This window comes from Duganella sp. FT27W (assembly GCF_009295655.1).
In the GTDB taxonomy this organism is placed as follows: Bacteria; Pseudomonadota; Gammaproteobacteria; order Burkholderiales; family Burkholderiaceae_D; genus Rugamonas; species Rugamonas zoogloeoides.
Genome location: NZ_WHIV01000003.1, coordinates 667,179 through 688,565 on the forward strand (window position 1 = coordinate 667,179; position 21,387 = coordinate 688,565).

Sequence of the window (21,387 nt, forward strand, 5' to 3'; positions counted from 1 at the left end):
CTGCGGCGACGCCGGCCTTGAGCATCTCGCGGCGGGTGAATTTGATTGCGCTGGCATTCATGCGGATTCCTTTTCGGCCGGGTGAATGTCCTACTCTAGCGGCTAACGTAGCGTGCGAATAGCAGGTGAAATGTGAAGAGTCTTATAAGCTCGGCTCATCAATACTAGATGGCGCCCAGCGTTACCAGCCTGCGTGCTGATTTCAACTCAACACTTTCCAATGGCCCCCCTTCTGCGGGCCGACATATTTGAGCTTGCCTTCCTTGACCAGTTTGGCGCTGGCCCGCTGGACCGCGCTGAGCGATTTACCGATTCCGGCAGCCACTTGCGCCAGCTTCACAGTTGGGTTTTTTGCAAGAAATAACAGGATGGCTTCCGCCGTTTTAACAGGCGTTTTAACAGGCGTTTTAACAGGCGTTTTAACAGGCGTTTTAACCGAAGTCTTTTTTCCTTCGCCCGCGCCTCCCGATGATTTCCCCCCCGTCTGCAAGAACGGAAACTCCACCCAAAACCCAGTGCTGTCACAATCAAACCTGGGCGCCGGTGTGCCTTCAGCAACACACGCCCGGCGAATCAGATCGATCCCACGCCCCCACGATTCGATCAATCCCGCCAGGAACAGGGTGCGGGCAATGTCCGGATTGGCCGGTTGCGACGAGTGCTTGCCCATCAGCCGTGCCAGCGACCAGTCCGGCGGCAGCAGACCGGCGTTCCAGATGATCAGCTTGTGATCGTAGACGCTGATCTGGGTAGGAATCGCAGCCCCGTAGTCCTTATGCGCGATGGCGTTGATCACGGCCTCGCGCAAAGCCGCCTCGGGTAGTGGAAAACGTTCCAGCCGCTGCGCACCCTGGTATGAAATCCCGGCCCGCAGGTACTTGGTCAGCAGCAGGTCGAGCGTTTTTTCCACTTGTGTAAACAGGTCGCCTTCGATCAGATCGTGGTACAGCAAATCGGAATCGGTGCGGAAGAAGCCGATTTTCACGCAGGCGCCGGTCGTGAACTTTTCAGGGTCGGCATGGAACAGCAGCGTGGCGGCACGCTTGAGATAGTGCCCCTCGGTCAAGTGCAACTTATCCAGTAGCGCTGCATCGCCCTCGTTCAGCGATTCCGAAGTCAGGCGGCCACTCTTGGTCGCCAGCTTGCGGAACGCCAGCATGGCACCGGGCGCCAGGTCCGTCATGCCCACATGAGGCACCGGCACACCGTCCCAATGCCTGCCCAGTTTGCGCAGCAAAAAGCGGTCCAGCGCAGCGCCACGCAGCTCCTGCTTGGTGCTGCCGCTGCGCAAGTGGTATTCGCCCTTGTAGCTGATCGGACTCGGATAGGGATCGACCACGATTTCCAGCCAGTCGAGCCCATCTTGCGTGTGCAGATTCACCGCCACCACAATGCCGAGGATATCGCGCACCTTGTTGGGGATGTCTTCGAGCAGCCTCGATGCATTGGCCACGCCCACTACCTCGCCGCTGTCGCCCTTGCCGATGACCAGCGTACCGCCATCGGCATTGGCGAAGCCGCAGATCCACCTCAGGTATTCATCCCGCCAGGACTGCTTCCATTCGATGTTGTGGGCTTCTTTCATGCCAGACTCATCCTTCCCGTTGGCGCAAGCTTTTCTTCGGGGAGACCAAGGGTAGATACTAGCATCGGGTTGAACTGCGGCGCCAGCGCCGCACTGATCCGTCACGAAGATTGCGTGTCGAGCCAGGTTGCGGATTTCCAGTATTCCGGTTCAGTTATCAGGCGCCTCAGTACCGCGCCACCAACCCCACCAGGTAGCGCGCGCCGCCATAGGTGTAGCCGTTCAGCGACGGCACGCCGTCGGCAAACGGTGCGAACGATCCTTGCGAGGTGGTCACGGTCGATTTGCCCAGGTTGCGCGCCTCGGCGAAGATCTCCACGCCGTTCTTGAACTTGTAGCCGATCTTGGCGTCGATGAAGCGGCGACCGTCGCGGAACACCGGGGCGCCCGGCTGATACGGCAGGCCGCCTGGTGAGGCGATCGACGTGGCCGGGAAGTTCGAGAAGCTGTCGTCACTGGCGATGCGGCTGAAGGTGGCGGTCACCACTTGCAGCGCCACCCGCATTTGCAGCGCGCCATCGTCATACCAGAGCGACGAGTTCCACGAATACTTTTGCTGGCCCACCGGTTCCAGCGCCACGCCCGTCATCAGGTCGACAATCTGGCCTTCCAGGCTGGTGGCGCGCAGCCGCGTGTAGTTGGCGCTGATGCCGGTGTAGCGCAGCACCGACGGCAGGAACGTGAACGCGGTCTTGGCAGTCAGCTCCACGCCGCGCTTCTTGAGCGCGGGGCCGTTTTCCCAGGTCGAGTACGAGAACTGCACGTCTTCCAGCGAGGCGCCCAGCGGATCTTTCTCGCCGCTGCCCGCAAACGGTTTGCTGACCACGTTGACGCGCTGCGCCGCACCGACGATACCCTTGGACACGAAGGTGGAAGCCCCGAGCACGGTGTCGCGGTTCGGATACCATTCCAGCGACAGGTTCTGATTGAGATTGGTCTGCGGACGCAGGCCCGGGTTGCCCATCACACCCGAGCAGTTCATGGTGCCGCCGTCATCGTCCTCGCCGCTGTCGATGTCGGTGTAGTCGTTGGTGCACACCACCGACGATCCGGTGAGGCGGCTGGCCGGCGCCCGGGCGATCTGCTTGGAGCGGTTGTAGCGCAGCACCAGTTCATCCTTGATCGGCCACAGCGACAGGTTCAGGATCGGCATGAAGTCGGTGGTGTCGCGTTCGAGCGCGCTGTTGCGGCGGAACGCCGACGTGACCGTGCCGCCGGCCGGGTTGGGCGTCACCGCCTGGAACGTGGTGGAGCTGGTGCCCTTGACGTTGGTCTTGACGTAGCGCCAGCCGAAGTTCCCTTCCAGCTCCAGCCCGAACGGTAAAGTACGCTCGGTGAACGGAAAGCGGTCGAACGCGAAGTCGGTGGACAGGTAGCCGGCCGTCACCTTCTCCGTCACCTCGTTGATCGGTTGCGCATACACCTTGCCGTCGGTGCCAGTGCATGCGCGCAGGCAGTCGAGCGGGTTCATATTGGTCACGCCGGTCAGCTGCCACAGCTTGCGCAGATCGAGCTCGGTCCAGCTGTTGACCAGCGTGTTCGGACGGTCCTTGGCGCCGGCGAAGAACGGATTGGTCTGGCGCGTGAGCACTTGCGCGATCAGGTTGTTGTAATCGGTGGGCGTCATGACGATGCTCACGTCCTTGCCGTCGCGCGGATTGGCGATTGCCGTGGCGGCGGGATTGACGCCATATTTGCAGGCGTTCGCGGTGCCCAGCGATGCCGGCGTATCCTGGCAGCCGTAGAAGAAGCTGCGGATCGCCACGTCGGGCACGGTGACCGACGGGTTGGTGCTGACCACAAGGCCGCCGCTGGTATTGGACTGGCTGTTCTGCTTGCGATAATTGACGCCGAATTTCAGGTTCTGCAGGAACGACACATGCTTGCCCATGGCGTAGGTCAGGTCGGTCTTGAAGATATCCTCCTTCATGGCATTGAAGCGCGGATTGTCGAGCGTGAGCGCGGTGCCGAGCGTACCCGGGGTGCGCAGCGGCATGCCGGCCCCCGCAGAACTGAGCTGGCCGTAGTTGGCCGGGTCGCCCTGGTTGAAATTCGGGTTGACCGGGGTATGCGTCCACAGGCCCACCGGGCTCACCGCCACATCGACCGGGCCGTAGCTGGTGCTGATGCTCGAACGCCAGCCGTAGCGATAGAAGTCCGACTTGGTGCGCCCGCCGAGGAATTCCGCGCGCAAGCCGTCGCTGCGCCAGGTGCCGCCCACGATGGCGGTCTTGGTGATGTTTTTCAGCTGGGTGAGGATCTGGTCGGTGTTGGCGGTGCCGTTGGCCAGCGTGTAGCCCACCAGGTGGTGGTTGGCGTCCACCTTCACCGACGACGGGATGATGTTGACCATCTGGCCGTTGGTCAGGCCCCGGTAGGTGGAGCTGCTGCCGGCATTGGTGGGCGTATTGAAGAAGTAGTAGCCGGAGTTGGCCACCGGGGCGCGCACGGTGCGCCCGTTCACCACCGCGCTGTCGGTAAAGCTGCCGGTGGCGTTGTAGCCGATGTCGCCCAGGCTCAGGTTGAGGATATCTTCTTCCAGCGTGCGCTCGTTGCGGTTGAATTTACCGTACACGGTGAGATTGTTGTTCACCTTGAAGTCCATGCGCAGGTCGGTGTTCAGGCGTTCGTCGCGCTGGCGCCGGATGGTGTTACGCAGCAGGTACGGCGAGTAATCGTTCCACTGGCCCAGGCAGGTGCGCAGTTCGTTGATGCGCTGGTTGCGCGCGCGGCTGCCATCGGCAGACGACAAGCCCCGCACGTCGGCGTCCACCAGCAGCGGCATGCTGGCGTAGCACTGGTCCTTGGTTTGCGCCGCCGCCGAGCGGGTCAGAATTTCCAGCGGCGACAGGGAGTTCAGGCGGCCGCCGCCCGAGGCGGCATTGCGCGCCCAGCTGGCCAGCGGCGTGGTCGATGCAGCGTCGCTTTGCGACAGCGCACTCGGGGTGTAGCTGAAGGTTTTTTCCGGAGAGTTATCGAAGTCGATCACGCGCTGGTAGCTGCCGGTGGCGCCGCTGTTTTGCGACACGCCGTGCGCCTCGTTGCGGGCGTCGGTCTTGGTGATGTTCGCAACGATGCCGAGCCGGCCGCCCAGGTATTTGTCGGCAAAGATGAAGTTCAGGCTGGGCGTCCATTTTTTGGCCAGTGTATTCTGCTCGGCGGCCACGCGGGCGACGATGGTCTGCTTGGCGAAATCGAGGCCGGTGCGGGTCTTGATGATGATGCTGCCGCCCAGCGAGCCTTCGGTCATGTCGGCAGTGGCGCCCTTTACCACGTCCACGCTGGCAATCAGTTCGGCCGGCATGTCGGCCAGCGCCACGCCGCGGCCTTCGCCGCCGCCGTTCAAGTCGGTGCCACCACCCGATACCACGCCGATGCCGTCGATTTCAACGCGGGTCAGGTCCGCCGTATTGCCGCGCACGCTGACGGTATCGCCTTCGCCGAAGTCGTTGCGGTCGAGCGAGACGCCGGCAATGCGCGAGATCGCTTCGGCCACGTTACGGTCCGGGAACGAACCGACGTCGTCGGCGACGATGGTGTCCTTGGCCGTGCGCGCGTGCTTTTTCTCGTCGTTCGACGTCTGTTCGGATTTGCGGGTGCCTACCACCAATACCCGTGATACGACGGCGTCGGCATCGGTTTGCACCGGTTGCGCGGGGGCTTGCTGGGCGGCGGCGTGCTGCGGTGCCATCAAGACCAATGCCGAGGCGACCGCGAGGTTGAGGGCGGTACGGGGCAACGGTGCTGTGTGGTTGGTTTTCATCTCGTCTCCTGGTGTTGTGCTCCAGCGCTCTGATGGCGCGGGTTGGCTGTTGCTGCCTGGCCGTCCCTGGCGAAAAAATACCGGCCACCGGGCGGTGGCCGGCCAAGGGGGACACATCGAAACACATCGGTGCTATACACATAAACACTAATATATTACCGTTTCAGTGTACAAACTTTTACTCGGGTTGACTACTTGTTAGTGCTTATAAAACAACGGGAATTGAATTAGTCATGTTGATGATCGGCCGCACATTAAGCGTGCGGCCCGGGGGGTGCCACGGCGGATGCGTGGCGCCGCAATGCTCTCAGTCTTCGGCGACGATGGCCACGCCCCACGGCGCCAGCGCAAGGTCCTGTTGCGCCTGGACCGGCGCGCCCGCCAGCATCTCCGTGCCCTTGCCATAGCGGTAGCCGACATTGACGGCAGCGGCGGAGTAATTGAAGTAAAAGTGCAGTTTCTTGCCCGCCTTGGACGTTGCGTGCTTGATCTGCACCGCTGGCGGCAATTCCTGGTCGGGTCCGTACAGGCCGATGCGTTTGAGTTCTTCCTTGAGGACGGCCAGTTGCTGCGCCTCGCCAAGCTCGGTGCCCTGGTACAGCAGCGAACCCTTGCCGTACTGGTTGCGCGTGACCGCCGGGTAGCGGCCGAAGAACGGGTGGTCGTAGTAAGCCAGCGCCTGCGCGGTTTCCAGTTGCAGCAACTCGGCAATGGTCTCCACGGTATTGCCGTCCCCCACCTCGAACGGGTCACCCTTCAGCTTCAGCGGTTTGAGCAGGGTCGAGGTTTCCTGGTATTTGAAACCGGCGGCCTGGCGCAGCGGTCCGGGTGCGGTATGCCAGCGCACCATGAAATTCTCGTTGGCCTCGCCGCTTTTGAAGGTCATGATCACGTGGCCGCCCTGCTGCACGAAATCCGAGATTTTTTGCAGCAGCGCGTCGTCGGCAATGTACAGGGCGAGCACGATGAGCAGCTTGTACTTTGAAAAATCCGGCGCATCGGCAAACACGATGTCGGTTTCCACCTTCGCCTGGTACAGGGCGGCGTTGACGCGCTCGAAGATGCGGCGGTAGCCGTCGGCGTGAAAGCTCGGCGGCAGCGGCTTGGTCCATTTATCGAACGGCATGAAGGTCAGCGCGTTGTTCGAGTCGGTGGAGTACAGCACGGCCACGCGGTTGTCTTTTTTCAGGTCCACCAGCGCGGCGCCGACCTTTTTCAGGTCGTTGCCGGTGCGCGCCACTTCGGCGTAGATGCGGTTCGGCTCATGGTCGTGGCCCAGCACGCCCTTCCAGTAGATTTCCTGGCCCGCGTTGAGCGAGGACCAGTGCCAGTACATGTGCAGGTTGGCGCCGTTGCCGATGTTGGCAAACACGTCCTGGTACATCTGGCCATCGTAGGGCGGGATCTGCTTGACGGCATCCCAGCCCTGGGCCTGGCCGGTAGTCTCGGCCACGAAGAAATTGCGGCCCTTGGCGCCGCGCGCCAGGTTGCCCTGCAAGGTCTGGTGGCGGCCATCGTATTCGTCCTGCCAGTTGAAATACACGTCGTTGCCGGCCACATCGAGCGGACGGGTCATGTCGTAGGCATTGACTTCCGCGCGGCTCAGGCTGGCGTTGTTCTGATAGACGAACTGGTCGGACCGGGCAGCGCGCCGCACCAGGTCCGCCTGCCAGCCGATGAAGCGCGACGCACGCCACTGCTGGAAGCGTGCCCAGTCGAGCTTGTAGCCGGTGCTGTTGGCAAAATCGCGGGTCGGGAAATTCTCCCAGCTATCCACCTGCTGGCCCCAGTAGTTGAGCAGCCATGCTTCGTTGAGGGCCGCCGTGGTCTTGAACTTGGCCTGCAACCAGGTGACGAACTCGCGGTGCACGGAGGCGTTCGCTGAACCGTAAGCGCTGGTCTCGTTATCGAGCTGCCAGCCGATCACGTGGGGATTATCCTTGTAGTGGCGCACCAGCGCGACGATGATGCGTTCGGCGTACCGGCGATAATCGGGATCGTCGATATTCATGTTCTGGCGCATGCCGTAGCCGGTGTCGCCGCCGCCCAGCGGGCGCGCCAGCATGCCCGGGTGCTTGGCGTACATCCACACCGGGATCGAGTACGTGGGCGTGCCCATGATGACCTGGATGCCGGCCTTGCCCATTTCCGCCACCACCTCGTCCATCCAGGCGAAGTCGAACTTGCCATCGGCAGGCTCCCACCGCCCCCAGCTGGACTCGCCCATCCGTACCACGTTCAAGCCGGCCGCCTTCATCAACGCCACGTCCTTCTTCAACCGCTGCTGGCGGATCGCGGCGGGTACGTACTCGTTGTAATACGATGCGCCGTACAGAATGTGGTCGAGCTTGGGAATACGCTGCTGGTCGGCGGCGGCGCCGGGCCGGGATAGTAGTACCCAGCACGATCACGGCCGCCAGCAGCCCGATGGTGCGCTTGCCGAGCGCGCGAGGAAGAATGGTCATGGGTATCAGGGAAAAGTGGGGAGGACCGTTGGGGCGGAAGTGCCCAATGCCACTGAGATATTAGTGCATTTCAAAAAACTTTACCCTCTTCCCCCACTCATGATGGTGATCGTTTCGCCTACAGCATCGGTGTCAAGCTCACCCCAGCGGTCGTGCGACCGGCCGCGCCCGGTCCGCCGTCCATTCGCTCCACGAGCCAGGATACAGCCGGGCGCCGGGCAGGCCTGCCACCTCCAGTGCCAGGGCATTGTGGCAGGCCGTCACGCCGGAACCGCATTGCAGCACGACTTCGGCGGGCGAATAGTCTGCCAGCACGGCCAGGAAATCGGCGCGCAACGCGGCGCCGTCCTTGAAGTATCCTTGGGCGTCGAGGTTGTCCTTGAAGAAGCGGTTGCGTGCCCCGGGAATATGACCGGCAACGGTATCGAAGGGGCTGGCGCCGCCATGGAAACGCTCGGCGCTGCGGGCGTCGATCACCAGGAAGGCCCCCTGCCCCAGGTTGCCCAGCACTTGCCCGGCATCGACCGTCGCTGGCAAGATGGCGGCGTGAAAATCGCCGGGGATTGCCTCCACCGGCGCCGCGTTCGCGGTTGGCAGCCCTTCTGCCTGCCACGCCTGCCAGCCGCCATCGAGCACCGCCACCGCGTCGTGGCCCAGCCAGCGCAACAACCACAGCAGTCGAACAGCAACGGCGGGTTGGCGCCGGCGGCGTCGAGCAAGCGGTGCAAGGTGCTGCTGTCTATCAGTGTCTGGTACATGGTGGTTTCTTCATGAAAAAAAATGCCAGCACTGCGCCGGCGCTCGATTAGCTGGCGGGGGCGGCAACGCTGCGCGCCAGGCGCCGGGTCGAACGTTCGGGATTGATCAGGGCGATGCCGCACAGGCCGGCGCCCAGCAGCAAGGCGCCCGAGCACTGGATCGCGGTGCTGTATCAGTTTTTAATCGCCGTTGACATGCTGCTTTTTCCTAGCAGCTAAAAAAGAAGCCGTCCCAGCACCCACGCGCGAAGCAGCGGGTTGGTGACGGCTTAGGCCCGTGTCCGCTTCGTAGCCTTGACCCCGTGCTTTTCTGTATTGCCCATTACTCCCTGTAGAGAACTTCAACCATTTCTCCACGGGCAAGAGCGAAGACTTGGTCCAAGCCATCCACCTCGTACTCCGAATACGTCAACTCCAATCCAACCAGCCCAGACGCATTTATCGGGCCTGGACTAGACTCCACTTCAATGACTTTTCGGAGACCAGCAAAGACGTATGTAGCCTTCTTTTCGTTAAGTTCAAGGTGCCCGTCCTCGCTGAGATCCTCGCTCCCCTTAGCGATCCGAATTGCAGACTGCGTGGCATGATCAATATCATCTGCATCAATCAAATAGACATTTTCATGGATAAGAAACGTATCTTGTTTTTCATCACAAAGCTTGAAGTAGAAAATCGCGTGTGCACAACAAAGCATAATTGCCTCCAATTAGGATTATGGGCATTTCTTGCGGCTATCCTCGTCCTTATTTCGTTTGCCGCGCGCTTTTTGCTCTTTCGTCAAGCGCTTTCGCTCTTCTGCACTCGTACGCGAATCCTTCAGGCGTGCTTCAATTTCCGCATCGGAAATATGGTGTCCCACTACGTTTTCGACGAAACAGCACGCGACAGCCCCATGCGACGACCGTTGCCAGACTCACAGCTATCAGGGTTAGCCTCGCCCATACGGAACATTGCTGCCAACGTGTGTACTCAGTATCCGAATTGTCCGCAGCAGCATCGAAGCCGCGCGCCCGACATTCCTCTTCCACCAGCGGGCATGCAATGGCGTCCTCAATTCCGATTGAAGACGCAGGACAACTTGCACTGACGCTTACCCAGCAAGCGAATCGCGCGTTGTGTGCCTCTAGCTGCGCCTTCTCGGCCCAATGCAACTTGGTTTCCACTCCCAACCATGTCAGGGTGGCAACCAGCAGCGGCAAACCAATTAGAAGCCTCGGAAGACGCCCGCACCGATTTGTCGATCTCATATCACTGGCCTTATCATTTAGGCTTGCTAATCTTTAGCAACTGCTGCACATCATTCCAGTTCAGCTTAGTTCCGCGGTTCGGAGGATCATAACTGAACATGACGCTGCCGATGTCGGGATTGTGTTGCCCGCCGTGCCAGATGCCGAAGTGATGCCCAACCTCATGGGTGACGGTTGTCGTATTAAAGCTTTCCGCACGACATCGCACGATCTCCCCCTTCGGTGAGCACTGACCGTTGTACTCCATGTTGTAGCCAAAAGTCTGTCCTCCTCTGGCCACACCAAGTAGCGTCAAGTCCGGCTTATCCCACCCGAGGAATTTCAGGAACGTCGATCCATATCGATGAATATCGACGACTACTCCCGCGCCGTCAGTAAATTGCACCGAAAGGGCATTGCAGGCTTGATCAATCGCTTGACCGCAGGCATCACCACCAACGCCCCGGCAGTCAACCAACGCCCCTTGGCGGTGCCGGATCGTTTACGGCGACAAGTTCGCGTCGCGCTTCATGCTGCATATCCAGCTTTCGGCCCAGTCATAGTTGAGGTAACCGGTCGCCACGGTGGCAAGCTGGGGCTGGATCGTGTCCAGCAGCTTGACCTCGGAGAGCGCCAGCGCACTGTGCCGCTGATACTCGACGATGCACCGCGTGACCGTCCAGATTTCCTGCTTCGGCATGGGGCGCTCGAGCAGCGTGGATGGAATGATGCCCTGCTTTAACAACGCTTCGAGCTGCTGGCCATACGACTCCGCCTCTGCCTTTGAACCGAATGTGGCCCATAAAGTCTTGGGCAGCAGACGGTTACGGATGCAGAGCTGGTAGGTACCGGATGGTGTTTTTTTGACGTAGGCCATACGTCAATCATACGGTCGCCGCTCGAACGTGCGAAGGCCAGATGGCCGCTGCAACGAGAGGTGCACCGCTTTTTTTGAGAGGTGACAAACCATGCTCAGTTTGTTTGATTGACGCTAAGTACTTGATTTTATGGAGGCGAGGATCGGAGTCGAACCGACCTAGACGGCTTTGCAGGCCGCTGCATAACCGCTTTGCTACCTCGCCGGAGGAAGACTTGATACGAGAACACAGCCGGTTATGTGCTGTGCTCCGAATTCTGGAGCGGGAGAAGAGTCTCGAACTCTCGACCTCAACCTTGGCAAGGTTGCGCTCTACCAACTGAGCTACTCCCGCATAGGAGGTGATACTGTACTGCGTTTTATTTCACTTGCTACTGCGTCCAATCAGCTTCCGGGGAAACTGGAGCGGGAGAAGAGTCTCGAACTCTCGACCTCAACCTTGGCAAGGTTGCGCTCTACCAACTGAGCTACTCCCGCATTTGGAGTCAAACATTCTAACAGCTCGCTATCGTTATTACCAGTACTACCTGTAACAACCACCAGCTTTGCAACTGGAGCGGGAGAAGAGTCTCGAACTCTCGACCTCAACCTTGGCAAGGTTGCGCTCTACCAACTGAGCTACTCCCGCGTCGCTGTCATCAACAACAGGCCAGCATTATAGAGGATCTGGACGGGCTGTCAATGGCAAAAACCTTGTTGAACAAAAAAGATTGAAAACGGTTTAGCTCTTTTTACAGGTGGCCGCCCTTTTCCTTGATCATCGGCCACGCCAGGCGCATGTAGTAGAACATCGACCACACGGTCAGCACCGCCGCCACTTCGAGGAAGCGCGCGCCCCAGAACTGCGTGTCGATGGCGCCAAATAATACGTCGTGGTACAGCAGCAGCGGGATGGCGGCCATTTGCGCGGTGGTCTTGATCTTGCCGATCGAGCTGACCGCGACCGATTTCGAGGCGCCGATCTGCGCCATCCATTCGCGCAGCGCCGAGATGGCGATTTCGCGGCCGATGATCACGAACGCGATGACGGCGTTGGCACGGTCCAGTTGCACCAGCACGATCAGGGCACCGGCCACCATCAGCTTGTCCGCTACCGGATCGAGGAAGGCGCCAAAGGCCGAGGTCTGGTTCCAGCGGCGGGCCAGGAAGCCGTCGAACCAGTCGGTGACGGCAGCGATGATGAACACCAGCGTGGCCGCCAGATTCTGATCGGCCACCGGCAGCACCGACGTTGGCAGATAGTAGACGCCCACCACCAGCGGAATGAGCGCCACGCGCAACCAGGTCAACAGAATCGGGATATTAAATGGCATGACGAAGGGGCATAAACTTGCTAAATAAGTACGACCATGGGAATTGTGTAAAAGCGCCGCTAGTCTACCTTGCCACCGTGTATTAAACCAGCACGTTACGCAGCGCCGTTAATGCAGTTGCTTGTAAATCTCTTCGGCCAGCGCACTGGAAATGCCCTCGACCTGTTTCAGGTCTTCCACGCTCGCATTGACTACCCCGCGCAGTCCGCCGAAGCGCGCCAGCAAACGCTGGCGGCGCTTGGCGCCGATGCCTTCGATTTCTTCCAGGCGCGACGTCTGCCGCGTCTTGGCGCGCTTGGCGCGCATGCCGGTGATGGCGAAGCGGTGCGCCTCGTCGCGGATTTGCGCGACCAGCATCAGTGCCGCCGATTCCTTGCCCAGTTCCTGCGCCGGCCGGCCATCGACGAACATCAAGGTCTCCAGGCCCACGCGGCGCCCTTCCCCCTTGGCCACGCCGACGATCAGGCTGATGTCGAGGCCCAGCTCGGAGAATACCTGGCGCGCCATTTCGATTTGCCCCTTGCCGCCGTCGATCAGCACCACGTCGGGCATCACGCCGTCGCCGTTGGCCACTTTTTCGTAGCGGCGGAACAGCACTTGCCGCATCGCCGCGTAATCGTCGCCGGGCGTGATGTCGTTGATGTTGTAGCGGCGGTATTCGCCGTTCTGCATCTGGTGATGATGGAACACCACGCACGACGCCTGCGTGGCCTCGCCCATGGTGTGGCTGATGTCGAAGCATTCCACGCGCAAGGTGTCGATGTCTTCCGGTTCCAGCGACAGCGCATCGACCAGCGCGCGCGTGCGCGACTGCTGCGAGCCTTGTTCCGACAGCAGGCGCGCCAGCGAAATCTGCGCGCCCTTTTGCGCCAGCTCCAGCCATTTGCGGCGCTGATCCTGCGGCTGGAAGATCAGGTTGATGCGGTGGCCGCACTGCTCCTGCAAGGCCTGGATCAGCGCAGGGTGGTCGAACTCGATGTTGAGGATCAGGATGCCGGGGATGAACTTGTCGGCGTAGTGCTGCGCCAGGAACGCGGCCAGCACCTCCACTTCGATCGGCTCTTCCGCAATCGCCTCGGCGTCGCTCACGTGCGTGGGGAAGTAGGCGCGGTCACCGAGGTGGCGGCCGCCGCGCACCATCGCCAGGTTGACGCAGGCGCGCCCGCCCTGCACCAGCACGGCGATGATGTCGACGTCGGCGTCGCCCACGGTTTCCATGCTCTGCTGGTGCAGCACGCGCGAGAGCGACTGGATCTGGTTGCGCACGGCGGCCGCCTGCTCGAACTTGAGATCAGACGCATACGCATGCATTTTCGCTTCGAGGTCGGCCAGCACTTCGCTCTGGCGGCCACGCAAAAAACGCGCGGCGTTATCGACATCGAGCTGGTAGTCTTCCTTGCTGATCAGGTCCACGCACGGGCCGCTGCAACGGCCGATCTGGTTGAGCAGGCACGGGCGCGTGCGGTTGGCATACACGCTGTCTTCGCAGGTGCGGATCTGGAACACCTTCTGCAGGATCTGCATCGATTCCTTGACCGCCCACGAGCTGGGGAACGGACCGAAATACTGGTTCTTGCGGTCCACCGCGCCACGGTAATACACCATGCGCGGCGCATCGCCGCCGGTGATCTTCAGGTACGGGTACGATTTATCGTCGCGGAACAGGATGTTGAAGCGCGGACTCAGCGCCTTGATCAGGTTGTTCTCGAGGATCAGCGCCTCGGCCTCGCTGTGCGTGACCGTGGTTTCCAGCCGCGCGATGCGCTCGACCATCATGGCGATGCGCGGGCTGGCCAGTTTTTTCTGGAAGTAGCTCGACACGCGTTTTTTGAGGTCGCGCGCCTTGCCGACGTAAAGGACCTTGTCCTCGGCGTCGAAGTAGCGGTACACGCCCGGCAAATTCGGCAGCTTGGCAACGGTGGCCAGCACTTGCTCGCGCGGGTCCGGCGTTGGCACCGGGGGTACGTTGTTGGGGACTACCTGGTCAGTCAATTTTCGCCTGCTCCACGATCACGAATGCCACTGCATATTCCGCCTCATCGCTCACCGTCACCTGCGTGGTAAGCCGATGCTTGTCCATGAATTCCTTGAGCACGCCGCTGCACACGATCATCGGCTTGCCGCTGGGGGCATTGAGCATCTGCGCCGCCGGCCAGGTCATCGGCATGCGGATGCCGAGACCGATCGCCTTGGCAAATGCTTCCTTGGCCGCAAAGCGCGTGGCGACAAAACGGATACCGCGCACCGGGTTCTTGGCCTTGCGCGCCAAATATTTTTCCATCTCCTGCGGTCCCAGGATCTTTTGCGCGAAGCGGTCGCCATGGCGCTCCAGGGCCGCTTCGATGCGCGGGATCTTGCAGATGTCGGTGCCGATCCCGTAGATCATTTTCGGCCCAGGCGGGTGGACACCATGATCGCCTTCATCTCGCGCACGGCGTTTTCCCAGCCGACGAACACCGAGTGGGCAACGATGGCGTGGCCGATGTTCAGTTCCGCGATGTCGGGGATGGCGGCAATTGCCTGCACATTGGTGTAGTGCAGGCCATGGCCGGCATTGACTTTCAGACCTTTCGAGGCGCCATACAGCACGCCGCGCCGCACGCGTTCCAGTTCGGCCTCTTGCTCGGCGCCTTCGGTATCGGCATAGCGGCCCGTGTGCAGCTCGATGACGGGCGCGCCGGCGGCGATGGTGGCGTCCATTTGTGCTTCATCGGCGTCGATGAACAGGCTCACGCGGATGCCTTCCGCCTGCAATTGCTTGACTGCCGCCTGCACCGCGTTGAAATTGCCAGCCACATCGAGGCCGCCTTCAGTGGTCACTTCGGTGCGTTTTTCCGGTACCAGGCATACGTCGGCCGGGCGGATTTTGCAGGCGAAGTCGATCATCTCCTGCGTTACGGCCGCTTCCAGGTTCATGCGCGTGAGCAGCTGGGGCGCCAGTGCGATGACGTCGGCGTCCTTGATGTGGCGGCGGTCTTCGCGCAGGTGCAGGGTGATGCAGTCGGCGCCGGCCTGCTCGGCCAGCAGCGCGGCGCGGATCGGGTCCGGGTACCTGGTGCCGCGCGCGTTGCGCAGAGTGGCCACGTGGTCGATGTTGACGCCGAGGTCGATGATGGTGCCGGAAGGGTGCAGGAAGCTCATTCGTTCTATACCGTTTATAGAGTAATCAGGGTTCTTATAATTGTGACAGATCGACGAGAATCTGCCGGGTATTCAATGGCGCGCCGTTCAGGTGGTGCGCCACCAGGAAGCGCATCAGCTGCTTGCTCTGCGACTGCGTGGCGGCGTCCTGGTAATCCTCGCGCTCCATGTCGAGCAGGGTTTTGCCCGCCACGCGCGGCCACGGGTCCGACGCGCGCTCGGGGCGCGGTCCGCGCTCGGGGTCCACCACGTACGTCACGTCGGCCTGCACCGGGGCGCGCGTGCTGGTGCAACGCCCCAGGTCCGCCGCCACCCCTGTCTCCTTAAGTAAGGCCCGTTCGAATTTTCGCAAGACGATGGTGGCCGGTTCGTTGTGGGCGAGCTGGTTGAGGGTGGAGACGTAATGGTCGAACAGCGCCGGGTGGGCGTCGTCGCGGGCCAGCAGTTTGACCAGCAGTTCGTTCAGATAAAAGCCGCACAACAGCGCGGTCTTTTCCAGCGGCAGCATGCCACCGACCCATTCGGCGTCGGTCAGGGTACGCAGCTCGGACTTGCCCACCCAGCTCGACGACAGCGGCTGGAAAGTTTGCAGCACGCCGCGCAATTGCGAGTGCGGCCGCTTGGCGCCCTTGGCGATCAGCGCCACGCGGCCGAAGTCGCGCGTGAACAGATCGATGATCAGGCTGGTTTCTTTGTAGGGATAGCTGTGCAGCACGAAGGCCGGTTGGCCGGCGACCTTGGTGCCGATGGTGCGCTCGCGTGCAGGAGCGCGCGGACGTTTGGGAGGCGTTTCCGCGACGGGCGCGAGCACCACCCCGCCCTGCGCGTCAGGCGCGGCCTGCTGCGGTGACGCGGTCGCGCTGGTGAGCGCGGCGTCGGGCGTGGCGGGTGGCATGGATTTATTCGTAGCCGTAGGCGCGTAGACCCGCTTCGTTATCGGCCCAGCCCGATTTGACCTTGACCCAGATTTCCAGGTACACGGGGCCGCCGAACAGTTTTTCCATGTCCAGGCGGGCCTGGGTGGAGACTTCCTTCAGGCGTGCACCCTTGTTACCGATGATCATCGATTTGTGCGTATCGCGCTCGACCAGGATGGCGGCAAACACGCGGCGCAGGTCGCCTTCCTGCTCGAATTGCTCGATCAGCACGGTGCTGGTGTACGGCAGTTCGTCGCCGACAAAGCGGAACAGCTTTTCGCGCACGATCTCGGACGCCAGGAATTTCTCGCTGCGGTCGGTGATGTCGTCCGGTCCGAAGATCGGCGCGTTCTCGGGAAGGAAGCGCTTGATCTCGTTTTGCAGCCCTTCAAGCTGGAAGCGCAGCTTGGCCGACACCGGCACAATCGCGGCGAAATCGAACTTGGCAGCCACCTGCTGGGCGAACGGCAACAGCACAGCCTTGTCCTTCACGCGGTCCGATTTGTTGATGACCAATACCACCGGCACCTCTTTCGGCAACAGGTCGATCACTTGCTGGTCGGCCGGGCCAAACGTGCCCGCCTCGATCACGTACAGGATCAGGTCCGACGAAATCAGGGTGTTGGTCACCGTCTTGTTCAGCGTCTTGTTCAGCGCGTTCGAGTGGCGGGTTTGAAAACCCGGGGTGTCGACGTAAATGAACTGGGCATCGTCGTACGTCATGATGCCGGTGATGCGGTGGCGCGTGGTTTGCGCCTTGCGCGAGGTGATGCTGACCTTGGCGCCGATCAGCGTGTTCATCAAAGTCGATTTGCCCACGTTGGGGCGGCCGACGATGGCGATATAGCCACAGCGGAAGTTGGCGGGGGTCGTTTCGGTAGTCATGATCGTTTCTTTTAAGTCGTTACTTGTTGGCTGCCTTGGCCGATGGTGCAGACTCTGCATCGTCATCGGTTTGCACGGTGGCGATGCCGGCCAGCTTGAGCTGGGCGGCACGCGGCTTGGCCTTGCGCACTGCGGCCGGGGTCTTCAACAGCGCTTGCTGCGCCGCTTCCAGCGCCAGCTTGGCGGCGGCCTGTTCGCCGGCGCGGCGGCTGCCGCCACGACCGAACAGCTGGATGCCCAGCTTGGGAATCTGGCACTCGATCTCGAATTCCTGGCTGTGGGCGGCACCGTGGGTGGCCACCACATTGTACAGCGGCAGCGAAATCTTCCGGCTTTGCAGGAATTCCTGCAGCAGGGTCTTGGCGTCCTTGCCCAGGGTTTGCGGGTCCACCGTGTCGAGGATCGGGATATAGAAGGCGCGGATCGCCTCGGCGGCCGGATTGAAACCGCCATCGAGGAAAATTGCTCCGAGGATCGCTTCGAGCGTATCGGCCAGGATCGACGGCCGGCGGAAGCCACCCGATTTCAGCTCGCCCTCGCCCAGGCGCAGGAACTGCGACAGCTCGAGCTTCTGGGCGATTTCAAACAGCGACTGCTGCTTGACCAGGTTGGCGCGCAAGCGCGACAGGTCGCCCTCGTCGATGGTGGTGTAGCGCTCGTACAGAATCGTGGCAACGACGCAGTTGAGCACGGAGTCGCCAAGGAACTCGAGGCGTTCGTTATGCAAGCTGCTATGGCTACGGTGGGTCAAGGCCTGCTGCAGCAGGCCGGCATCCTGGAACGTATAGCCTAGACGGGTTTGCAATAACTGAAGATTCATTGGTTCGTTTTCTGGTTTTTAATGAGGTTTGCCGGCTGCGGCGGTAGTGCCCTGGTATTCCAGGAGCAGGCTGGCCGGTCCGACCAGCGGGATTTTCTTTTCGTAGGCGAAGCTGACCTCGACGCCGTCACCCTCGCGCTCGATAGTGAGGTCGCTGCCGGAAATGGCGGTGATGTAAGCGACGGTCGCGTTGGCATCGAAAGCCTTGCGGATCTCGGGCACCGAATTGCCACCGGCGGCCTTGGCCGTCACGATGGCATTCTTCACCGCCCGATATTCCGTGTACGTGGGCAAGATCTTGAGGGCCAGCACGGCCACTACGCCCAGCACGGCCAGGACCAGGATCAACCCGGTCAGGGAAACGCCGTTTTGCCGATGTGTTCGCATTTCAGCTCTCCCTGTGCGGCCCGCAGGCCCGTGAATTTATTTGATGCTGCCGATACGCTTCAGGTTGCTCAGGTTCATCCAGACAAAGAATGCCTTGCCGACGATATTCTTGTCCGGAACAAAACCCCAGTAGCGGCTGTCGGTACTGTTGTCGCGGTTGTCGCCCATCATGAAGTAATGACCGGCCGGCACCACGCACGTGAAGCTGTCGTAGGTGTACGTGCACGACTCTTGCCGCATCGGGAAGTCCATCACTTGCGGCAGACTCAGCGTAGGCGCGTTCTCGAAGTTGAGAATGCGGTGGCTGACGCCGGACAGTGCTTCCTGGTACTGCTTGTTATAGCTGAGCTGCTTTTGCTCATCGCCACCGAGGTAGTCCGGCAACGCGGTGTACTGCACCGCCACGCCGTTCACGGTCAGCTTCTTGTTCTCGTACGTGATCTTATCACCAGGCACGCCAATCACGCGCTTGATGTAATCCTGGGTCATGTCCAGCGGATACTTGAACACCATCACATCGCCGCGCTGCGGATCGTTGATCTGGATAACTTTTTTGTTCAACACCGGCAGGCGGATACCGTAAGTAAACTTGTTCACCAGGATCAGGTCGCCAATTTCCAGGGTCGGCACCATCGATGACGATGGGATCTTGAACGGCTCGTACAGGAACGAACGCAGCACGAATACCAACGCGATCACCGGGAAGAAGCTGCCCGAGTATTCCACCCAAGTCGGCTGGCGCAGGATGCTCGCTTCCAGCGCGGCGCGGTTGACGTTGTTGTCGGCCTGGTAGCCGTCGGCGGTGAGCTTGGCGGCGCGTGCATCGTACTCGGCCAGTGCGCGGTTGGCGGCAGCGCGGCGCTGCTTGGCCAAGACAAACACATCGAGACACCAGATCACGCCGGTGATCACCATCAACACGAACAGGATCAGCGCGAAGTTACCCAAAATCACTTGCATGGTCATTTATCATCCACTTGTAAGATTGCCAGGAACGCTTCTTGTGGAATCTCGACCGAGCCCACCTGTTTCATGCGTTTCTTACCGGCTTTCTGTTTCTCGAGCAGTTTCTTTTTACGGCTGATGTCGCCGCCGTAGCACTTGGCCAGCACGTTCTTGCGCAGTGCCTTGACGTTTTCACGCGAGATCACGTTGACGCCAATGGCGGCCTGGATCGCCACGTCGAACATCTGGCGCGGAATCAGTTCGCGCATCTTGGCAGCCACCTGGCGGCCGCGATAGGCGCTGTTCGAGCGGTGAACGATAATCGCCAGCGCATCGACCTTCTCGCTGTTGATCAGCATATCGACCTTGACCACGTCGGACGCGCGGTATTCCTTGAACTCGTAGTCCATCGACGCGTAACCGCGCGAGGTCGATTTCAGCTTGTCGAAGAAGTCGAGCACGATTTCGCCCATCGGCATTTCGTACACCAGCTTGACCTGGCGGCCGTGGTAGCTCATGTCCATCTGCACGCCGCGCTTGCCGATACACAGCGTGATCACCGAACCCACGTATTCTTGCGGCATGTACAGGTTGACGGTAACGATCGGTTCGCGAATTTCGTTGATCTTGGTCGGCTCGGGCATGCGCGATGGATTGTCCACCTTGACGATGCTGTTGTCGCGCATCACCACCTCGTACACCACGGTCGGCGCGGTGGTGATCAGGTCCATGTCGAACTCGCGCTCGAGGCGCTCCTGCACGATTTCCATGTGCAACAGGCCCAGGAAGCCGCAGCGGAAGCCGAAGCCCAGCGCCTGCGATACTTCCGGCTCGTACATCAGCGCGGCATCGTTCAGTTTCAGCTTTTCCAGCGAGTCGCGCAGCGCGTCGTACTGGTTCGCTTCCACCGGGAACAGGCCGGCAAACACTTGCGGCTGAACTTCCTTGAAACCAGGCAGCGGCGCCGGCGCCGGACGGTTGGCCAGGGTAACCGTATCGCCCACCTTGGCAACCTTCAGTTCCTTGATACCGGCGATGATGAAGCCCACCTGGCCGGCCGACAGTTGCGGCAGCGACAGCGAACGCGGCGCGAAAATGCCCACGTCTTCCACCAGTTGCACCGAGTCGGTGGCCATCAGCTTGATCTTGTCTTTTGGTTTCAGGGTGCCGTTCATCACGCGCACCAGCATCACCACGCCCACGTAGGCGTCGTACCACGAGTCGACAATCAGCGCCTGCAGCGGCGCGTCTGGATCGCCCTTCGGCGGCGGTACCTTGGCGATGATCGATTCGATCACGTCTTCCACGCCCAGGCCGGTCTTGGCGGAGCAATGGACGGCGTCGCCCGCTTCGATACCGATCACGTCTTCGATCTCGGCGATCGCGGTCGGCGGATCGGCGTTCGGCAAGTCGATTTTATTGAGGACCGGCACCACTTCCACGCCCAGGTCGAGCGCGGTGTAGCAGTTGGCAACCGTTTGCGCTTCCACGCCTTGCGAAGCATCGACCACCAGCAGCGCGCCTTCGCACGCCGACAGCGACCGCGACACTTCGTACGAGAAGTCGACGTGGCCGGGCGTATCGATCAGGTTCAGGTTGTAGATGATGCCATCGCGCGCCTTGTATTTCAGGGCCGCAGTCTGGGCCTTGATGGTAATGCCGCGTTCGCGTTCCAGGTCCATCGAATCGAGCACCTGCGCCTCCATCTCGCGGTCGGACAGGCCGCCGCAAAGCTGGATAATGCGGTCGGCCAGGGTCGATTTACCGTGGTCGATGTGGGCGATGATGGAGAAATTGCGTATGTTGTTCATTAACAAATAATCAAAAAACAGGTCGAAACGACGGGTGCGCGCATCGCTAAAACACGGCGCGCAATACAAAAAGCGCTCAAAGCTGGGCATGATTGCCCTGGCGAGCGCCTTGGACTGCCAAACGTAATACCCGGCATTTTACCGGATTTCAGAGTGGAAAGCCCGACTTATACAAAGCACAGCCTTTTTGCCGTGAATTTTGACTATTTCACCAGCAATGCGCGGATTTTGGCTTCGTCGAGGTGGTAATGGCACAGCTCGGGACCAGCCAGGTCGGCAAACAGCACCGGCACCAGTTCGTCGTACCTGGCCAGCAGCGCCGGGTCGCCAGCCTGGTCGATGTCGATCACGTCCACCGTAAAAGTGATGCCCGGTGGTTGCAGGCTCAGCAGCGCGTCGTGCATGTCCTGGCACAGGTGGCAATAGCTGCGGGAGTAGAGAGTGAAATGCATGGAAGTCTTACTGGGCAGCCACCGCCCGCGCCGGCGGACGGT

The 21,387-nt window shown here is 60.9% G+C and carries 17 protein-coding genes, 4 tRNA genes and 1 pseudogene; all 22 read right to left on the minus strand.

Annotation, left to right across the window (positions count from 1 at the left end; genetic code table 11):
• Positions 1–202: 202 nt before the first annotated feature.
• Entirely contained in the window at positions 203–1,585 is a 1,383-nt protein-coding gene (locus F8197_RS14740) for an ATP-binding protein (RefSeq protein WP_152882490.1), read from the minus strand.
• Positions 1,586–1,751: 166 nt separating this feature from the next.
• Positions 1,752–5,348, minus strand: coding sequence for a TonB-dependent receptor (locus F8197_RS14745; protein ID WP_193333438.1), 3,597 nt, complete (start codon positions 5,346–5,348; stop codon positions 1,752–1,754).
• A 307-nt stretch (positions 5,349–5,655) separates the two neighbouring features.
• Positions 5,656–7,605 (minus strand): beta-galactosidase, encoded by a 1,950-nt coding sequence (locus F8197_RS14750; protein WP_229214506.1) that lies wholly within the window; start codon positions 7,603–7,605, stop codon positions 5,656–5,658.
• Between the two features lie 346 nt (positions 7,606–7,951).
• Positions 7,952–8,506: pseudogene (locus F8197_RS14755) on the minus strand (sulfurtransferase); the annotation flags it as partial.
• Positions 8,507–8,893: 387 nt separating this feature from the next.
• Complete coding sequence (locus F8197_RS14760) at positions 8,894–9,277, minus strand: hypothetical protein (protein WP_227012259.1); 384 nt, start codon at positions 9,275–9,277, stop codon at positions 8,894–8,896.
• A 554-nt stretch (positions 9,278–9,831) separates the two neighbouring features.
• On the minus strand, positions 9,832–10,203 hold the full coding sequence (locus tag F8197_RS14765; RefSeq protein WP_152882495.1) for a hypothetical protein: 372 nt from the start codon (positions 10,201–10,203) through the stop codon (positions 9,832–9,834).
• Positions 10,204–10,299: 96 nt separating this feature from the next.
• A complete protein-coding gene (locus tag F8197_RS14770; protein ID WP_152882497.1) occupies positions 10,300–10,674 on the minus strand; it encodes a hypothetical protein in 375 nt (124 codons plus the stop codon).
• A 131-nt stretch (positions 10,675–10,805) separates the two neighbouring features.
• A tRNA-Cys gene (locus F8197_RS14775) sits at positions 10,806–10,879 on the minus strand.
• A gap of 53 nt (positions 10,880–10,932) precedes the next feature.
• A tRNA-Gly gene (locus tag F8197_RS14780) sits at positions 10,933–11,008 on the minus strand.
• A 67-nt stretch (positions 11,009–11,075) separates the two neighbouring features.
• Positions 11,076–11,151: transfer RNA gene (locus F8197_RS14785), tRNA-Gly, on the minus strand.
• 75 nt (positions 11,152–11,226) lie between these two features.
• A tRNA-Gly gene (locus tag F8197_RS14790) sits at positions 11,227–11,302 on the minus strand.
• A gap of 103 nt (positions 11,303–11,405) precedes the next feature.
• Positions 11,406–11,987: a CDP-diacylglycerol--glycerol-3-phosphate 3-phosphatidyltransferase gene (gene pgsA, locus F8197_RS14795; protein ID WP_019920154.1), complete on the minus strand. Its 582-nt coding sequence runs from the start codon at positions 11,985–11,987 to the stop codon at positions 11,406–11,408.
• Positions 11,988–12,095: 108 nt separating this feature from the next.
• The gene (gene uvrC / locus F8197_RS14800) at positions 12,096–13,943 is read right to left on the minus strand and encodes an excinuclease ABC subunit UvrC (RefSeq protein WP_373996901.1); all 1,848 of its coding nucleotides are present in this window, start codon (positions 13,941–13,943) and stop codon (positions 12,096–12,098) included.
• A gap of 28 nt (positions 13,944–13,971) precedes the next feature.
• Positions 13,972–14,373 (minus strand): holo-ACP synthase, encoded by a 402-nt coding sequence (acpS, locus tag F8197_RS14805; RefSeq protein ID WP_019920156.1) that lies wholly within the window; start codon positions 14,371–14,373, stop codon positions 13,972–13,974.
• A complete protein-coding gene (gene pdxJ / locus F8197_RS14810; protein WP_056144045.1) occupies positions 14,370–15,128 on the minus strand; it encodes a pyridoxine 5'-phosphate synthase in 759 nt (252 codons plus the stop codon). The genes acpS and pdxJ overlap by 4 nt, the downstream gene beginning before the upstream one ends.
• A gap of 34 nt (positions 15,129–15,162) precedes the next feature.
• Entirely contained in the window at positions 15,163–16,023 is an 861-nt protein-coding gene (gene recO, locus F8197_RS14815; RefSeq protein WP_152882501.1) for a DNA repair protein RecO, read from the minus strand.
• 4 nt (positions 16,024–16,027) lie between these two features.
• Positions 16,028–16,930, minus strand: a complete 903-nt coding sequence (era, locus tag F8197_RS14820) for a GTPase Era (protein WP_019920159.1) — start codon at positions 16,928–16,930, stop codon at positions 16,028–16,030.
• Between the two features lie 19 nt (positions 16,931–16,949).
• A complete protein-coding gene (gene rnc / locus F8197_RS14825) occupies positions 16,950–17,750 on the minus strand; it encodes a ribonuclease III (RefSeq protein ID WP_026636969.1) in 801 nt (266 codons plus the stop codon).
• An 18-nt stretch (positions 17,751–17,768) separates the two neighbouring features.
• On the minus strand, positions 17,769–18,137 hold the full coding sequence (locus F8197_RS14830; RefSeq protein WP_193333439.1) for a DUF4845 domain-containing protein: 369 nt from the start codon (positions 18,135–18,137) through the stop codon (positions 17,769–17,771).
• 36 nt (positions 18,138–18,173) lie between these two features.
• Complete coding sequence (gene lepB / locus F8197_RS14835) at positions 18,174–19,103, minus strand: signal peptidase I (protein ID WP_056144029.1); 930 nt, start codon at positions 19,101–19,103, stop codon at positions 18,174–18,176.
• A complete protein-coding gene (gene lepA, locus F8197_RS14840; protein WP_026636970.1) occupies positions 19,100–20,893 on the minus strand; it encodes a translation elongation factor 4 in 1,794 nt (597 codons plus the stop codon). Before lepA ends, lepB begins: the two co-directional genes overlap by 4 nt.
• A 203-nt stretch (positions 20,894–21,096) precedes the next feature.
• Complete coding sequence (locus tag F8197_RS14845; RefSeq protein WP_152882502.1) at positions 21,097–21,345, minus strand: glutaredoxin family protein; 249 nt, start codon at positions 21,343–21,345, stop codon at positions 21,097–21,099.
• Positions 21,346–21,387 lie beyond the last annotated feature (42 nt).

Coding starts and splice junctions, on each gene's coding strand:
- F8197_RS14740 (WP_152882490.1), bottom strand. CDS start 1,585: ATGAAAGAAGCCCACAACATCGAATGGAAGCAGTCCTGGCGGGATGAA.
- F8197_RS14745 (WP_193333438.1), bottom strand. CDS start 5,348: ATGAAAACCAACCACACAGCACCGTTGCCCCGTACCGCCCTCAACCTC.
- F8197_RS14750 (WP_229214506.1), bottom strand. CDS start 7,605: ATGAAGGCGGCCGGCTTGAACGTGGTACGGATGGGCGAGTCCAGCTGG.
- F8197_RS14770 (WP_152882497.1), bottom strand. CDS start 10,674: ATGGCCTACGTCAAAAAAACACCATCCGGTACCTACCAGCTCTGCATC.
- pgsA (WP_019920154.1), bottom strand. CDS start 11,987: ATGCCATTTAATATCCCGATTCTGTTGACCTGGTTGCGCGTGGCGCTC.
- acpS (WP_019920156.1), bottom strand. CDS start 14,373: ATGATCTACGGGATCGGCACCGACATCTGCAAGATCCCGCGCATCGAA.
- pdxJ (WP_056144045.1), bottom strand. CDS start 15,128: ATGAGCTTCCTGCACCCTTCCGGCACCATCATCGACCTCGGCGTCAAC.
- recO (WP_152882501.1), bottom strand. CDS start 16,023: ATGCCACCCGCCACGCCCGACGCCGCGCTCACCAGCGCGACCGCGTCA.
- era (WP_019920159.1), bottom strand. CDS start 16,930: ATGACTACCGAAACGACCCCCGCCAACTTCCGCTGTGGCTATATCGCC.
- rnc (WP_026636969.1), bottom strand. CDS start 17,750: ATGAATCTTCAGTTATTGCAAACCCGTCTAGGCTATACGTTCCAGGAT.
- F8197_RS14830 (WP_193333439.1), bottom strand. CDS start 18,137: ATGCGAACACATCGGCAAAACGGCGTTTCCCTGACCGGGTTGATCCTG.
- lepB (WP_056144029.1), bottom strand. CDS start 19,103: ATGACCATGCAAGTGATTTTGGGTAACTTCGCGCTGATCCTGTTCGTG.
- lepA (WP_026636970.1), bottom strand. CDS start 20,893: ATGAACAACATACGCAATTTCTCCATCATCGCCCACATCGACCACGGT.
- F8197_RS14845 (WP_152882502.1), bottom strand. CDS start 21,345: ATGCATTTCACTCTCTACTCCCGCAGCTATTGCCACCTGTGCCAGGAC.